General features: G+C 65.6%; 13 protein-coding genes. 7 read left to right on the forward strand and 6 right to left on the reverse strand.

What is annotated here, in order from left to right:
- Positions 1-121 precede the first annotated feature (121 nt).
- A complete protein-coding gene (locus THIX_RS04295; protein WP_112485192.1) occupies positions 122-1,414 on the forward strand; it encodes a Glu/Leu/Phe/Val dehydrogenase in 1,293 nt (430 codons plus the stop codon).
- A 160-nt stretch (positions 1,415-1,574) separates the two neighbouring features.
- Here the strand turns inward: THIX_RS04295 and ubiA are convergent, their stop codons facing one another.
- The 4 genes from ubiA to THIX_RS22870 form a co-directional block, all read right to left on the reverse strand.
- Positions 1,575-2,432, reverse strand: a complete 858-nt coding sequence (gene ubiA, locus THIX_RS04300; protein WP_112485194.1) for a 4-hydroxybenzoate octaprenyltransferase — start codon at positions 2,430-2,432, stop codon at positions 1,575-1,577.
- A 54-nt stretch (positions 2,433-2,486) separates the two neighbouring features.
- The gene (locus THIX_RS04305) at positions 2,487-3,008 is read right to left on the reverse strand and encodes a Dps family protein (protein ID WP_112485196.1); all 522 of its coding nucleotides are present in this window, start codon (positions 3,006-3,008) and stop codon (positions 2,487-2,489) included.
- 106 nt (positions 3,009-3,114) lie between these two features.
- Positions 3,115-4,416, reverse strand: a complete 1,302-nt coding sequence (locus THIX_RS04310; protein ID WP_112485199.1) for an MFS transporter — start codon at positions 4,414-4,416, stop codon at positions 3,115-3,117.
- A gap of 269 nt (positions 4,417-4,685) precedes the next feature.
- Positions 4,686-4,868 carry a hypothetical protein gene (locus THIX_RS22870; RefSeq protein WP_146748443.1) on the reverse strand — a complete coding sequence of 61 codons (183 nt, stop codon included), beginning with the start codon at positions 4,866-4,868 and terminating at the stop codon, positions 4,686-4,688.
- Positions 4,869-5,150: 282 nt separating this feature from the next.
- On the opposite strand from THIX_RS22870, the gene THIX_RS04315 reads away from it, so the two are divergent.
- From THIX_RS04315 to THIX_RS04340, 6 genes are all read left to right on the forward strand, one after another.
- Positions 5,151-6,548 (forward strand): cytochrome ubiquinol oxidase subunit I, encoded by a 1,398-nt coding sequence (locus THIX_RS04315; protein ID WP_112485201.1) that lies wholly within the window; start codon positions 5,151-5,153, stop codon positions 6,546-6,548.
- Between the two features lie 94 nt (positions 6,549-6,642).
- Entirely contained in the window at positions 6,643-7,668 is a 1,026-nt protein-coding gene (cydB, locus tag THIX_RS04320) for a cytochrome d ubiquinol oxidase subunit II (RefSeq protein WP_112488154.1), read from the forward strand.
- 187 nt (positions 7,669-7,855) lie between these two features.
- Entirely contained in the window at positions 7,856-8,653 is a 798-nt protein-coding gene (locus THIX_RS04325) for a hypothetical protein (RefSeq protein ID WP_112485203.1), read from the forward strand.
- Positions 8,654-8,837: 184 nt separating this feature from the next.
- Positions 8,838-10,244: a bifunctional UDP-N-acetylglucosamine diphosphorylase/glucosamine-1-phosphate N-acetyltransferase GlmU gene (gene glmU / locus THIX_RS04330; RefSeq protein WP_199195232.1), complete on the forward strand. Its 1,407-nt coding sequence runs from the start codon at positions 8,838-8,840 to the stop codon at positions 10,242-10,244.
- A 3-nt stretch (positions 10,245-10,247) separates the two neighbouring features.
- Complete coding sequence (gene glmS / locus THIX_RS04335) at positions 10,248-12,056, forward strand: glutamine--fructose-6-phosphate transaminase (isomerizing) (RefSeq protein WP_112485205.1); 1,809 nt, start codon at positions 10,248-10,250, stop codon at positions 12,054-12,056.
- Between the two features lie 436 nt (positions 12,057-12,492).
- The gene (locus THIX_RS04340; protein ID WP_112485207.1) at positions 12,493-13,452 is read left to right on the forward strand and encodes a cation diffusion facilitator family transporter; all 960 of its coding nucleotides are present in this window, start codon (positions 12,493-12,495) and stop codon (positions 13,450-13,452) included.
- Between the two features lie 166 nt (positions 13,453-13,618).
- Here the strand turns inward: THIX_RS04340 and THIX_RS04345 are convergent, their stop codons facing one another.
- A complete protein-coding gene (locus THIX_RS04345) occupies positions 13,619-14,314 on the reverse strand; it encodes a VIT family protein (protein WP_112485209.1) in 696 nt (231 codons plus the stop codon).
- A 52-nt stretch (positions 14,315-14,366) separates the two neighbouring features.
- Positions 14,367-15,767, reverse strand: coding sequence for an NRAMP family divalent metal transporter (locus THIX_RS04350; RefSeq protein WP_371412874.1), 1,401 nt, complete (start codon positions 15,765-15,767; stop codon positions 14,367-14,369).
- Positions 15,768-16,008: the final 241 nt, after the last annotated feature.

Below are 16,008 nucleotides of genomic sequence, written 5' to 3' on the forward strand. Positions count from 1 at the left end.
TGCCGCAACCGAGGTGGATTCGGACTTGGCCCGGGCGTAGAGTGGAGGTGGCCCGACCGGCCGTTCACAACACCACCACACCCACAAGGCGCCACGAGCGCCGCACTACACGGAAACCGCCATGCTGCAAAAAGCCAGCCCGAAGAATCCCCTGTCCTACATCGACCCCCAGCCCGACAGCCCGTGGCAGACCTATCTCGCCCAGGTCGACCGCGTGCTGCCCTATCTGGGCGACCTCGCCCGCTGGGGCGAGACCCTGCGGCGTCCCAAGCGGGCGCTGATCGTGGACGTGCCCATCGAGATGGACGACGGCACGGTGCAGCACTTCGAGGGCTATCGCGTGCAGCACAACCTCTCGCGCGGCCCCGGCAAGGGCGGCGTGCGCTACCACCCGCAGGTCACGCTGGAAGAGGTGATGGCGCTGGCGGCGTGGATGACGGTGAAGAACGCCGCCGTGGGCCTGCCCTTCGGCGGCGCCAAGGGCGGCATCCGGGTGGAGCCGTCGCGGCTCTCGCGCAAGGAGCTCGAGCGGCTGACGCGGCGCTACACCAGCGAGATCGGCATCATCATCGGCCCGCAGCAGGACATCCCGGCGCCCGACGTCAACACCAACGCCCAGATCATGGCGTGGATGATGGACACCTACTCCATGAACATCGGCGGCACCGCCACCGGCGTGGTCACCGGCAAGCCGGTGCAGCTCGGCGGCTCGCTCGGGCGGGTGAAAGCCACCGGGCGCGGCGTGTTCGTCACCGGGCGCGAGGCGGCGCGGCGCATCCAGCTGCCGCTGGAAGGCGCGCGCGTGGCGGTGCAGGGCTTCGGCAATGTCGGCTCCACCGCCGCTGAACTGTTCGCCTACGCCGGCGCCAAACTGGTGGCGGTGCAAGACCACACCGGCGCGCTGCAGGCCGAGCAAGGCCTGGACGTGGCCGCGCTGCAAGCCCATGTGCAGCAGCATGGCGGCGTGGCCGGTTTCAAGGGCGGGCAGGCCATTGCACCCGACGACTTCTGGAGCGTGCCCTGCGACATCCTCATCCCCGCAGCCTTGGAAGGGCAGGTCACCGAGGCGCGCGCCCGCATGACCACGGCCAAGCTGGTGCTCGAAGGCGCCAACGGGCCGACCTTGCCGGGGGCCGACGACATCCTCGCCGAGCGCGGCGTGCTGGTCGTGCCCGACGTCATCTGCAACGCCGGCGGCGTGACGGTGAGCTATTTCGAATGGGTGCAGGACTTCTCCAGCTTCTTCTGGAGCGAGGACGAGATCAACGCCCGGCTGGACAAGATTCTCGGCGGCGCTTTCCTCCACATCTGGGACACCGCCGACCGGCTCAAGGTCACCCTGCGCACCGCCGCCTTCGTCGTGGCTTGCGAGCGGGTGCTGGAAGCCAGGGCGGAGCGCGGGCTGTATCCCTGAGCACCCCAGCCCTCCCCATGAATGGGGAGGGCTGGGGTGGGGAGTGTTTGCGTGACGAGACCTTCCCCCTCCCGACCACGGGGTGGGGGAGGAGAAGGCAGCGCTTCGCGGGTTTCGAATGCCCCTCCCGACCTCCCCCGCGCCGTGGGGGAGGAGAACCTCAGCGCAGCGCGTAGGCGGTTGCCGTGCCGGCGAACACGGCGAAGCCCAGCCAGTGGTTGTGCTTGAAGGCGGTGAAGCAGCGTGCCGGGTCGCGGCCGCGGATGAGCGTGTAGTGCCAGGCCGCCATGCCGGCCGCAGCCAGCAGGCCGAGCGCGAACGGCCAGGCCAATCCCAGTTGCAGCCCGTCGGCCAGCCACATCGCCAGGAAGATCGCATAGCTCGCCATCACCGCGGCCACGTCCATGCGGCCGAAGGTGATGGCCGAGGTCTTGATGCCGATCTTCAGGTCGTCCTCGCGGTCGACCATGGCGTACTCGGTGTCGTAGGCCAGCACCCAGAACAGGTTTCCCGCCAGCAGCCACCAGGCCAGCAGCGGCACGTCGCCGCGCACCGCGGCGAACGCCATCGGGATGCCCAAGCTGAAGGCCACGCCGAGAAAGGCCTGCGGCAGCGCCAGCCAGCGCTTGGTGTACGGGTAGGCGATGGCGATGAGCAGCGCGGCGAACGACAGGCCGATGGTCAGCGCGTTGGTCAGCAGCACCAGGCCGAAGGCGGCCAGCGCCAGCGCCGCGCCGAGCACCAAGGCCTCGCGCTTGGATACCGCGCCGCTGGTGACGGGGCGGCGCGCGGTGCGGCGCACGTGGCGGTCGAACTCGGCGTCGGCCACGTCGTTCACGGTGCAGCCGGCCGAGCGCATGAGGATGGTGCCGAGCACGAACACCGCCAGCAGGGTCCAGCCGGGAAAGCCGCCCGCCGCCATCCACAAGGCCGAGAGGGTGGGCCACAGCAGCAGCAGCCAGCCGGCGGGGCGGTTCCAGCGGATGAGGTCGAGCCAGAGTTGGAGACGGCGAGGCATGGCGCCATTATTCCCTGCGCCATCCACCGGCCGCTGTTGGCGGCCGGCGAGGCGTCAACCTTCCAGCAGCGAGCGCAGCATCCAGGCCGATTTCTCGTGGATGTCCATGCGTGCCGACAGCAGATCGGTCGTGGGCTGGTCGCCGGCCTTTTCCGTCAGCGGCAGCAACTCGCGCGCGGTGGCTGCCACCGCTTCGTTGCCCTTCACCAGGACGCGAATCATGTCCTCGGCCTTGGGCGGGATCAGCGGCACGTCGCCCAGCTTGGTGAGCTGGCTGTAGGCGGTGTAGGAGCCGGGGGCGGCATAGCCCAGCGCACGAATGCGCTCGGCCACCGGGTCCACCGCGTTCCACAGCTCGGTGTACTGGGTCATGAACATCATGTGCAGGGTGTTGAACATCGGTCCCGTCACATTCCAGTGGAAGTTGTGGGTGGTGAGGTAGAGCGTGTAGGTGTCGGCCAGCAGGTGCGACAGGCCCTGGGCGATGGCGGCGCGGTCCTTGTCGGCGATGCCGATTTGCACATTGCTGGAGGTGGCGTGCAGCTTGGGCACGGCGGTCTTGCTGGTCTTGCTCATCGGGGCTCCTTGGGTTGGACATGAGGGGTCATGGGGACGCACTTCGAGATGAAATTCACGCGACGCCGCTGCCGATGGCACGCAGCTTGCGCGAAAGCCGCGTGTTTCAGCGGTTGATGTCGCGCGCCGGCAGGCCCAGCACCAGCAGCGCACACAGCACCATGAAACCGGCCAGCACCAAAATGCCGCCGTTGGTGCTGTGCGTGGCCTGCTTCACCCAGCCGACGATGCTGGGGCCGAAGAAACCGGCAAGATTGCCCAGCGCGTTGATCAAGGCGATGCCGGCCGCCGCCGCCGTGCCGGTGAGAAACGCAGTTGGCAGGCTCCAGAACAGCGGCAGCACGGTCATGATGCCGCAGGTGGCCAGGGTCAGCGTGAGCACCGCGCCCAGGGTGTTGTCGGTCCACAGCGTGGACAGCAGCAGCCCCACGGCACCGAGCAGCGCCGGAATGGCGACGTGCCAGCGGCGCTCGCGCTTCGCATCCGAGTGGCGGCCCACCAGAATCATGGCGATGATGGACACGCCGTAGGGAATGGCCACCAGCCAGCCGATGGTGAGCGGGTCGCTCACGCCCGTGGTCTTGAACAGCAGCGGCAGCCAGAAGCCCAGGCCGTACAAGCCCATCACCACCGAGAAATACACCAGCGCCAGCAGCCACACGCGCGGGCTTGCCATGGCTTGCAGCGCCGAGACATGGGTTTTCGTCTGGGCTTCGCTGGCGATGCGGTCTTGCAGCAATGTCTTTTCGGCGTCCGACAGCCACCGCGCCTGGGCGATGCCGTTATCCAGAAAGAGCAGCACCACCACGCCGAGCACCACGGCCGGAGCGCCTTCCAGCAGGAACAGCCACTGCCAGCCAGCCAGGCCCGCGTGGCCGTGGAAGGTGTGCAAAATCCAGCCCGAAACCGGCCCGCCGATCAGGCCCGAGAGCGCCACGGCCGACATGAACCAGGCCGTCATCTGGCTGCGCTTTGCCGCCGGGTACCAGTAGGTGAGATAGAGGATGATGCCGGGGAAAAATCCCGCTTCGGCCAGACCCAGCAGGAAGCGCGCCACGTAGAACATGGTGGGGGTCTGGATGAACATCGTGAGGGCGGAGATCAGCCCCCAGGTGATCATGATGCGGGCGATCCAGATGCGGGCGCCGACGCGGTGCAGCACCAGATTGCTCGGCACCTCGAACAGGAAATAGCCGAGGAAGAAGATGCCCGCGCCGAAGCCGTAGACGGCGTCGGAAAAGCCCAGGTCGGATTTCATCTGCAGCTGTGCGAAGCCGACGTTGACGCGGTCGAGATAGGCCACGAAATAGCACAGCATCAGGAAGGGAATGAGCCGCCAGCCCACCTTGGTGTAGGTGGCGGACTCGAACGCGCTGGGGCCGCTCGCGGCCATGGGGGCTGTCGACATGCTTGTCTCCTGCAGTGTGCCCCCAGGGGCGGCGGTGCCGCCCCGCCCCCGAGGAGGCCAAGGAAACCCGGGAGCGGCCCGTCGTTTCCTTGGGGAGTGTGTTGTTGTGCCGGCAAGCGTAGCAGCACGCTGCGGATTTGTCTCCCCAGGCCACGCGGCGCGTGGATCAGGCGTCTGGTTTTTCCGCGGCACATGCGCTTGGTGCGGATGCGCCAGGCGTGTCTTGCACCGGAGCCGTCGCGACCGGTTTCGGCTAGGGCCTGTTCACGCTATTTCTGCGCCAGCGCCTCGTACAGCGGTGGCGTGAACAGCGCCGAGACGCGGGTGGCGAGCGGGGCGACACCCCAAGGCAGGCCTATTGCAGGAAAAGCCGGCGGCCGCAACTTCTGACCAGGCGGACCAGGGCTCGTCTGCGCGCAGGGTGGCGGGCGGCCAATGGAGGTCAGTGTCATGGGTGGTGCGGGGTCGGAAACAATCATAAGAGCCTGGCGAGCCGGATTGCACGAAGACGCCCTGAATGGAAACAAGGACCGGTATCGTGCGACGTACGGGGGTCGCAGCTTGCAGCCGGCAACATCGGCCCATGCCCGTCATGGATACGCAGCGAGGTATCGGACCGCCAGGAGGGGCCGCATTACGATGCGATGCGGGTAAACACCAAGATGCCGCGCAGCTGATCCAGGCGAGGTCGACTTCCGCGGCAGGGTTTCCGTCTGACTCGAGGCACTATCGGCATGCAAACCGCGATCGACCTTTCTCGCGCCCAGTTCGCGATGACGGCCCTGTTCCACATCGTCTGGCCCATCCTCACCATCAGCCTGGCCACTTTCCTGGTGATCGTGGAAGCGCTGTGGCTCAAGACCAAGGATGTCGCGTATTACCGCCATGCGCGCTTCTGGGCCAAGTTGCTGGTGCTGAATTTCGCGGTGGGCGTGGTCTCCGGCATTCCGATGGAAATGGAGTTCGGCACCAATTGGGCCGGCTTCTCCAACTTCGCCGGCGAGTTCTTCGGCAACATCCTCGGCTTCGAGGGGGCCATGGCCTTCATGCTGGAAGCCGGCTTCATCGGCATCATGCTGTTCGGCTGGGGCAGGGTGGGCCGTGGCGCGCATTTGTTTGCCACCGTCATGGTGGCTTTCGGCGCCTCGCTCTCGGCCTTGTGGATCATGGTGGCCAATTCCTGGATGCAGACCCCCGCCGGCGTGACCTTGCAAAACGGCAAACTGATCGTCAGCGACTACACGGCCGCCATCTTCAACCCCGACATGGTTTGGGGCGTATCCCACATGTATGTGGCGGCGCTGGAAACCGGGGCTTTCGTCATCGCCGGCATCTCGGCGTACTACCTGCTGAACAGGCGCCACCCCGAATTCTTCCTCAAGTCCTTCAAGATCGCGTTGCTGGCATTGGTGGTGATCGCGCCGCTGCAGGTGTGGATTGGCGACTCCAGCGGCAGCGCAGTGTTCAAGGACCAGCCCGCCAAGGGCGCCGCCATCGAGGGCCACTGGGTCACCAACAAGCCTGGCGAGGGCGCGCCCTGGGCCTTGCTGGCGTGGCCGAATCAGGCGGCACAGAAGAACGACTGGGCGCTGGAGCTGCCCGACATGTTGAGCGTGCTGGCCACGCACACCACCACCGGCAAGGTCATCGGCCTGCGCGACATTCCGCGCGCCGACCAGCCGCCGATGATTCCGCTGCTGTTCTACGCCTTCCGCATCATGGTCGGCATCGGTTTCTGGTTCGTTGTTCTGGCCTTCTGGACGGCATGGATCTGGCGCAAGACGCGCGGCAAGGCCGATGCGCTGCTGGCGAACCGCAAGCTGCTGTGGGCCTGGGTGCTGAGCATTCCGCTGCCCTATGTGGCGGTTGAAATGGGCTGGACCGTGCGTGAGGTGGGACGCCAGCCCTGGATCATCGATGGCCTGCTGCGCACCGATCAGGCGGCTTCGGTGCTAGCGCCCTCCACGCTCACCGCCAGCATGGTGATGTTCGCTGGCTTCTATGTGCTGCTGCTCGCCAGCTTCGCCGTCTTCGCCCGCCGCTGGTTGCGTGCCGGGCCCGACATGACGCTGGAGCCGCCTGCCGCGCCGCGCCGGGTGCTGGACGTGCAGGGCGGGGTCTACGGGCATTGAGCCTTGCCAGCAGCGCCAAAAAACAGCCACCTGCGGCCTTGGTGGCGCGACGACAACACAACGCCCCGGGTGAACCGGGGTGACGGGAACCATGATGGACAGCAGCCTGCAACCCCTCCTCGCCAACACCTGGTTTTTCTTGCTGGGCCTGATCCTGGCGTTCTACGTCATCACGGACGGCTTCGATCTGGGCATCGGCATCCTCTCGCTCATCACCCGGCGCGAAAACCACCGCAGCGCGATGTTCGAGTCCATCGGCCATGTGTGGGATGCCAACGAAACCTGGCTGGTGGTGCTGGGCGGGGCCTTGTTCGGCGCTTTCCCGGCGGTTTACGCCACGGTGCTGAGTGCGATGTATGGCCCGGTGATGTTCATGATCGGCGGCCTCATCCTGCGCGGCGCATCGTTCGAATTTCGCCACGCCGCGCGCAACAAGCGCGGCTGGGACTGGGCTTTCGGCGCCGGCAGCCTGATCGCCGCGCTGGCGCAGGGCGCCATCCTCGGCCAGCTCATTTCGGGGTTCAGCGCCGGCTGGATCGGCCTGGCGTTCTCCGCCGTGGCCGCCCTGGGCGTGGCCTCGGGCTATGTCCTCATGGGCGCCACCTACCTCGTCATGAAGACCAGCGGCAGCCTGGAGCAGGTGTCGCGGCGGCATGCGCGCAAGGCCATCTGGACCACGGTGGTCATGGCCGGCATCCTCACGCTGGCCACGCCCTTCGCCAGCATCGAGGTGCGCAGCGCCTGGTTCGACCCGCAGCGCATGCCGGTGTTCGTGGTTCTGGGCGCAATATCGCTGCTGGCCTTCCTCTACATCCTGCGTTCGGCCAAGCGCGGCGGCGTGCGCGGCCCGTTCCGTGCCTCGGTGCTGCTGTTTCTCGTGTCTTTCGGCGGACTGGCGTTGAGCATCTACCCGGCCATGATTCCCGGGCACATCACCATCCTGCAGGCGGCCTCCAGCGCGCCCACGCTGCTGTTCATGCTCATCGGCATCGGCATGCTGCTGCCGGTGATGATTGGCTACAACGCTTATCAGTACCTGGTGTTTCGCGGCAAGATCCGTGTGCACGACGAGGCCGAGTTCATTGCCGACGATGCCGAGCCGAGGGCGCACGCGCATTGAGGGCCTCGCGCAGATCCCAGGGGCGTTTGCCGCGGCGCAGCCGCGAAATATCCAGATACCTGCAAGCGATATTTGGCATTGCCACCTAGGGTTTTTACCGGGTAGGATGTCGAACAAAGCGAAGATTTGAGTTTCGTTAATTTCCGTTGCAGTGCCATCCGTTCACATACCGTCCGCAAACCCCACCATGCGCTCACTCAACAAGCTGAACCTGCCCGAAAAGCTGTTGCACACCGGCTTTATTTTCTTGGTTTGCATCGGCCTGCTGGCCGCCGAGGCCTATCTCTACGTCACCCACACCGGGCTCGACGGCAAGAGCGGCGTGACACTCAAGGACATTCAGATCTCCTACTACGGAGATCGCAGTTCCACCACGCTTCAGACCGTGCTGCCGACGATGATGAACAACGCCGGCATTCCCGAGGCGCAACGCCCCGCCTTCAAGAAAACCATCGACGACTGGATCGTCGGCGGCGAAACCAAGGCGCAATTCGACACCACCGTCCAGCCCCTGCTCAAGAGCTGTCTGATGTGCCACAGCGTGGCCATGAGCAAGCAGTTGCACACCCCGCCGCTGGTGACTTATGAGGACGTGAAAAACGTCGCCAAGGTCAACACCGGCATGTCGTACAGCAGCATGTTCATGGGCGGCATGGTGCACCTGACCATGTTGGGCGTGATCTTCTGGATTGCCGGCTGGCTCTTCCTTCAGACGCGGGTGAACGACCAGATCAAGGCCATTTCCGTGATCACGCCTTTCCTCGCCATGCTCCTGGACTATTCCGGTTGGTTCCTCACCAAGCAGAACCCCGATTTCGCCTGGATGGTGCTGGTCGGCGGCGCATTGTCATGCCCCATCGCCATGCTGGAAATGGGCGTGGCTTTGCTCGACATGTGGATCGGCCTGCCCGGCTTCCTGCAGCAGCGCCTGGTGTCGGAAGTGCCGCCCGCATCCAAGTCCACCCAGCACCCGCTGCCGACCTGAGCCTTCCGCTCGCGCTCACCACGCGGCGGCGTTGAGTTGCCGCTCTCCCGGGCCGGTGTGCGCGCACCGGCTTTTTCATGTCCGCAAGCCGCGCCGGCAGGGGTGGAGTTGGCGCATGGCGCGGCGGCCTCATCCCCGCACAGCAGGGGGCTGACAAGCCAGGGGCCACCCCTAGAATCGCCGCATGTCCGAACGCACCCCACATCCTCCCGCGACGCCGCTGCTGCAGGTCGTCATCCTCGCTGCAGGCAAAGGCACGCGCATGCGCTCGGCGCATCCCAAGGTGCTGCAGCCTCTGGCCGGACGGCCGCTGCTGGCCCATGTGCTGGCCACCGCCCAGGCCCTGCAGGCGCAGCGCCGCATCGTCGTCGTCGGTCATGGCGCCGAGTCGGTGCGGTCCCGCTTCGAGGGTGCGGGGGTGGACTTCGCGCTGCAAAGTCCGCAGTTGGGCACCGGCCACGCCGTGCTGCAAGCCGTCCCGCTGCTGGACGATGCGGCCGTGGCGCTGGTGTTGTATGGCGACGTGCCGCTGGTGCAGCCGGCCGCCTTGGCGCCGCTGGTGGACATTGCCGCCGGCGGACATCTCGCGCTGCTCACCGTGCATCTGCCCGACCCCACCGGCTACGGCCGCATCCAGCGTGACGCCGCTGGCGCGGTGCAGCGCATCGTCGAGCACAAGGACGCCAGCACCGCCGAGCGTGCGATCAACGAAGTCAACACCGGCATCCTCGCCGCGCCGGTCGCTGCGCTCAAGCGCTGGCTCGGCGCCTTGCGCTGCGACAACGCGCAGGGCGAGTACTACCTCACCGACATCGTCGCGCTGGCGATTGCCGACGGCGTGGCGGTGCAAGCCGTGGCGGCGCCCGACGTCCACGACACCCTGGGCGTGAACGACCGCGCGCAACTGGCCCAGCTCGAGCGCCTGGTGCAGGCACGCCAGGCCAGCGCCCTGCTCACCGCCGGCGTGACCCTGGCCGACCCGGCGCGCATCGACATTCGCGGCGAGGTGGTCTGCGGCCAGGACGTGTTCATCGACGTCGGCTGCGTGTTCGAAGGTCGCGTGGAACTGGCCGACGGCGTGCGCATCGGCCCCTACGCCGTGCTGCGCGACGTGCGCGTGGGCGCCGGCAGCGTCGTGCAGCCGTTTTGCCACCTCGACGGCGCCGCCATCGGCGCCCAGGCGCAGATCGGCCCCTTCGCGCGCCTGCGACCCCAGGCCACGCTGGCCGACGGCGTGCACATCGGCAACTTCGTCGAGGTGAAAAACGCCAGCATGGGCCCGTCGTCCAAGGCCAACCATCTGTCCTACGTCGGCGATGCCGAAGTGGGCGCGCGGGTGAACATCGGCGCCGGCACCATCGTGGCCAATTACGACGGCGCCAACAAACACCGCACCCGCATCGAGGACGACGCCCACACCGGCTCCAACTCGGTGCTCGTGGCGCCCATCACCGTGGGCGCCGGTGCCACCATCGGCGCGGGGTCCACCGTGACCCGCGCCGTCCCCGCCGGCAAACTCACTGTGGCCCGCGCCCGCGCCGTGACCCTGGAAGGCTGGAAGCGGCCAACCAAAAAAAGCGAAGGAAGCTGACCCATGTGCGGAATCGTCGGCGCCGCAGCGCGCCACAACATCGTCCCCACCCTGCTGGAGGGCCTGCAGCGGCTGGAATACCGCGGCTACGACTCCTGCGGCCTGGCGGCGCTGAAGGACGGCGGCATCATCCGTCTGCGCACCACCCAGCGCGTGGCCGACCTGCGCAGGCAGGCGCAGAACCTGGACGCGCTCACCGGCATCTGCCACACGCGCTGGGCCACGCATGGCGCACCGGCCACGCACAACGCGCACCCCATGATCTCGCGCAGCCAGGTTGCCCTGGTGCACAACGGCATCATCGAGAACCACGATGAACTGCGCGCCGAATTGCTGGCAGCCGGCTACACCTTCGACAGCCAGACCGACACCGAAGTCATCGCCCACCTGGTGCACAGCCTCTACGCCGGCGACTTGTTCGCCGCCGTGCGCCTGGCCGCCAGCCGGCTGCGCGGCGCCTACGCCATCGCCGTGCTGCACACCGCCGAGCCGGGTGTGGTGGTGGGCGCGCGCGCCGGCAGTCCGCTGGTGCTGGGCCAGGGGCACGACGGCTTCTACATCGCCTCCGACGGCCTCGCCCTGGCCGGCGCCGCCCAGCGCGTCGCCTATCTCGAAGAAGGCGACGTGGTGCGCATCAGCCCCGATGCCGTTCAGGTGGTGGACGCCCGCCAGCGAGCCGCCCAGCGCGACTGGCATGCCGTCGAGGCCTACAGCGGCGCGGCCGAGCTCGGCCCCTACCGCCACTACATGCAGAAGGAGATTTTCGAGCAGCCGCGCGCCGTGGCCGACACGCTGGAAGGCATTGCCACCATCGGCCCCGAGTTGTTCGGCGACAAGTCTGGTCAGCTCGCCGGCACGCGCCGCGTGCTCATCCTCGCCTGCGGCACCAGCCATTACGCCGGCAGCGTGGCGCGGCACTGGATCGAGACCCTGGCGCGCATTCCGGTGGACGTGGAAGTGGCCAGCGAATACCGCACCCGCGACAGCGTGCCCGACTCCGACACCCTGGTGATCGGCGTGTCGCAGTCCGGCGAAACCGCCGACACCCTTTCGGCCCTGCGCCACGCCCGCAGCCTGGGCATGACGCGCCAGCTCGCCATCTGCAACGTTGCCGGCAGCGCCATGATGCGCGAGTCCGCGCTGCGCTTCCTCACCCACGCCGGGGTTGAAATCGGCGTGGCCTCGACCAAGGCTTTCACCACCCAATTGGTGGCCCTGTTTTTACTGGCCCTGACGCTGGCCAAGCAGCGCGGCCGGCTCGCCGAGCACGCCGAGTCTGAGCATCTGCAGGCGCTGCGCCACTTGCCCGTGGCGTTGCAGGCAGCACTGGCGACCGAGCCGCAAATCATCGCCTGGGCCGAAGCCTTCACGCGCAAGAACAACGCCCTGTTCCTCGGCCGTGGCATGCACTTCCCCATCGCCCAGGAAGGCGCGCTCAAGCTCAAGGAAATTTCCTACATCCACGCCGAGGCCTACCCCGCCGGCGAACTCAAGCATGGCCCGCTGGCCCTGGTGACCGACGAGATGCCGGTGGTCGCCGTCGCCCCCAACGACGCGCTGCTCGACAAGCTCAAGAGCAATTTGCAGGAAGTGCGCGCGCGCGGCGGCGAGTTGTACGTTTTCACCGACGCCGGCACCCGCATCGAGTCCAGTCCAGGCGTGCACGCCATCCGCCTACCCGAGCACTACGCCTTGCTCTCCCCCATCGTGCACGTCATCCCGTTGCAATTGTTGGCCTATCACACCGCAGTGGCCCGCGGAACCGATGTCGACAAGCCGCGCAACCTGGCAAAAAGTGTCACGGTGGAGTGACTGCGCGTTGCTACGCCCGGGTTGATTGTGAAGAATAAAGTCCGTCGGGCGAGAATAAAGTCAGTCGGAGTAGTGCAAAGTTCGTCGAAGTGATTTGCCCCCCCGCCAAGTCTTCATGGCGGACGGTGTGTGCTCTGGCGATAGGATCTGACGTGCCTGTTGGCGTCAGGCAGCTGTCGGCCATCAGCGGTCGTCGAGCTACCGAGGCCCAGCGTCAGATCCAGGCTGATTGCTGTCGTTCCCTTTTTGGCTGGTCAATAACCGCGACCAAGGAAAGCCGACTTGCACGCTTGCGAAAGAGGCCATCCTCAATGCTTCGGTAACCCACCGATCCTGTTCTCGTTTTAACCGGACACGACGGAAGCTCCATAATGAATGACTTGCACCCGCGCTCGACCGATGATGCGATGTTCTTGCACGCTTAGGGTTGCCACCGATGCCTGAATGGTCCGGTTCCCGTGCCGTGATCTATGCGGCCCTTGCAGGCAACCTGCTGATTGCGATGAGCAAGTTCGCTGCAGCGGCGTTTTCCGGCAGTTCGGCGATGTGGAGCGAGGGCGTGCATTCGCTGGTCGACAGCGTCAACGAACTGCTTTTGCTGTATGGCATCCATCGTGCGAAGGCGCCGCCGGATCAGACGCATCCATTCGGGTATGGGCGCGAGCTGTACTTCTGGAGTTTCATCGTCGCTTTGCTGGTATTGGCGGTCGGCGCCGGTGTGTCACTGTTCGAAGGGGTGATGCATTTGCGCACCGTGACCCCGATCGAGAACCCCTGGATCAGTTATGTCGTGCTGGGGATATCGGTCGTGTTCGAGGGCGGCTCGTGGTCGATTGCGCTACGCGAGTTCCGCGCGCGCAAGGGCCGCCTGGGCTATTTCGAGGCGTTTCGGCAGAGCAAGGATCCAAGCATGTTTACCGTGCTGCTCGAAGACAGCGCCGCGCTCATCGGCCTGCTGATCGCCTTCGCCGGCATTTTGGGTGCGCAAGTGTTCGACGCGCCGTGGCTGGACGGCACCGCCTCGATCGGTATTGCTGCGGTTCTCGCCATCTCGGCCATGCTGCTGGCGCGGGAAAGCAAGGGGCTGCTGATCGGCGAACTGGCACACCCGAGGGTGCGCGAGTCCATTCTCGCCATCGCGCAAGGGGATGCAGGCGTACGCAAGGCCAACGGTGTGCTGACCATGCAGATGGGACCCAATCAGGTGGTCGTCGCATTGAGTGCTGAATTCGAGGACGCGTTGACCATCCCCGAGGTCGAGGACTGCATCAACCGCATCGAGAACGCCGCACGGGAAGCGCACGCCGAAATCATCGCACTGTTCATCAAGCCCCAAACCGCGGAGACTTGGCGAGAACGTCGCAAGATTCGGGAGCGCGAGATCGACGCACTCTGAACGCCAGTGAAGCGTGCTTCAGTCACGATCGAAAGGGACTTGCAGGCAACCCGAAAACCGGCAATCCCATTCCCGCAGCGCGCTCCGCGGAGAACTCGCACAGTGGTTTCTCGGGCCGTGTGGATGCAGGCCCACACTCTTTGCGTGGCCCCTCCAGGCCCCCGTTTCATAGCAATGCCCCGACCAGCGCCCCGATGCCCGCAGTCACAGCCATGGCCAGCGCCCCCCAGAACGTCACGCGTATGGCGCCCCGCATCACCCCGGCGCCGCCCACGCGCGCCGCCAGCGCGCCCAAGAGCGCGAGAAAGAGCAGCGAAGCCCCGGAGACGAAGACGATGACGCTCGCCATCGGAGCCACGGCGGTCACGATGAGCGGCATGGCCGCTCCCGCGGCGAAGCTGCCGGCCGACGCGAGGGCGGCCTGGATCGGGCGGGCTCTGAGTGTCTCGGAGATGCCGAGTTCGTCGCGGGCATGCGCGCCCAGGGCATCGTGCGCCATGAGTTGGTCGGCGACCTGTTTCGCGAGCGCGTGATCGAGGCCGCGGCCCACATAGATCGCGGTCAGTTCCTTGTGCTCGCCCTTGTCGTCTGCTTTCAACTCGGCGCGCTCACCCTCGATGTCGGCCTGTTCGGTATCGGCCTGCGAGTGCACGGAAACATATTCGCCTGCGGCCATCGACATGGCCCCCGCGACCAGACCCGAGACCGCCGCGACCAATACGTTGCCGTGAGTTCCGTGGGCAGCGGCCACACCCAGCACCAGACTCGCCGTGGAAACGATACCGTCATTCGCGCCCAATACCGCCGCGCGCAGCCATCCGCTGTTTTCTGTGCGGTGTTTTTCTCTGTGGTGTACTGCCATTCTTGATGCCTCATGGATAATCGGATGGATGCTACTGCCGCAGGGCAAGTCGCTACTTCCCCCATGTCGCGAACATGATGATCGCGGCCACCGCCATCACGAACGTGGCGATCCAACCCAGGATCTTCAGCCAGGGCGGAAGCACGAACTTGCCCATGATGCGCGGGTTCGTGCCGAGCAGCATGATCACGACCATGATCGGTACCGCGGCAACTCCGTTGATCACCGCGCTCCAGTAGAGCGCCTTGATTGGGTCGATGGCGGTGAAATTGAGCGCCATTCCGACCATGCTGGCGACGATCAAGACCGTGTAGAACACCTTGGCCTGATGCGGTTTGCGTTCCAATCCGCTGGGACTTCCGAGTGCGTCAGCGACGCCGTACGCCGCGGACCCGGCCAATACGGGCACGGCGAGAAGACCGGTGCCGATGATTCCCGCGGCGAACACGGCGAAAGTAAACGGACCGGCCAGCGGACGCAGCGCAGCCGCTGCCTGCGCGGAAGAATTGATGTCAGTCACGCCGTGCGCGTGAAGGACCACGGCGGTCGTGACGATGATGAAAAACGCCACGACTTGCGAGAAGACCATCCCCGAGATCGTATCGATGCCGATGCGCTGCAAGGCGTCCGGACCTTGCTGCGGTTTGCGCTTGAGCGGTTGCCGCTCGTTACTCGTGTCGCGTACTTCTTCCACTTCTTGTGCCGCTTGCCAAAAAAAGAGATAAGGACTGATGGTTGTACCCATGACGGCCACAATGGCGACCGCATATCTGGCATCGAGCGCGATGTGCGGAAAGAAAACCCCCTGCGCTACGTCGCCCCACGGGACCTGGATTGCGAAAACAGTTGCTACATAGGCAAAAAGACTGAGCGTGAGCACCTTGAGGATGGGCGAGTAGTACGAAAAAGGGACGAACACCTGAAGCGCAAGCGAGAGCAGCGCAAACGCGGCCGTATACGCCAGCGCCGGACCCCCGATCAAGAGTTTGAGGGCGCTCCCCATGGCGCCGATGTCAGCCGCGAGATTGATCACGTTGGCAACCAGCAGTGCAAATACCACGCCATACACGATCAAATGCGGGTAGTGCTTCCGAATATTGGCGCCGACCCCGGCACCGGTCACACGACCAATGCGCGCACTGATCGTCTGGATCGCGATCATCAGCGGCAGCGCCAGTACTACCGTCCATAAGGTTGCATAGCCGTAGGCTGCGCCAACTTGGGAGTATGTGGCAATGCCACTGGGATCGTCGTCGGCGGCTCCTGCAATCAGTCCAGCGCTCAGTCGCCGCACGATTGGAGTTTTCGTTTTCGCCAGCTTAGGAATGCCTTTCAATGGGGCTTTCATTGTCCTGCGCGACTGTGCGCGTTCAGAGTGAATATCCAGCAACCACGCGCTGCTGGTTGGCTTCCTCGTGACGGCGAACTCCACCGAACGGGTGTAGATCGTCACATGCTTGAACCCATAGGCTGCGCTGCATTTTCCAGCCGTCCGCGAACTCGTCGGAGGCCGAGCAGCCAGAACTGCAGAGGCCCTTCGGGCTGTGCACCTTACGCCCGCCCTGGAGATTTCACTTCGAGAGACGCCTGGAGATTTTGGACAATAACCTGAATCCGTGACTTCCGATAATCCATCGACTTGAAAGCTGATTGTGACGGCCCGATTTTCCCGATTTCCCGCAGGTTCACGGTTC

This window comes from Thiomonas sp. X19 (assembly GCF_900089495.1).
Taxonomy (GTDB): domain Bacteria; phylum Pseudomonadota; class Gammaproteobacteria; order Burkholderiales; family Burkholderiaceae_C; genus Thiomonas_A.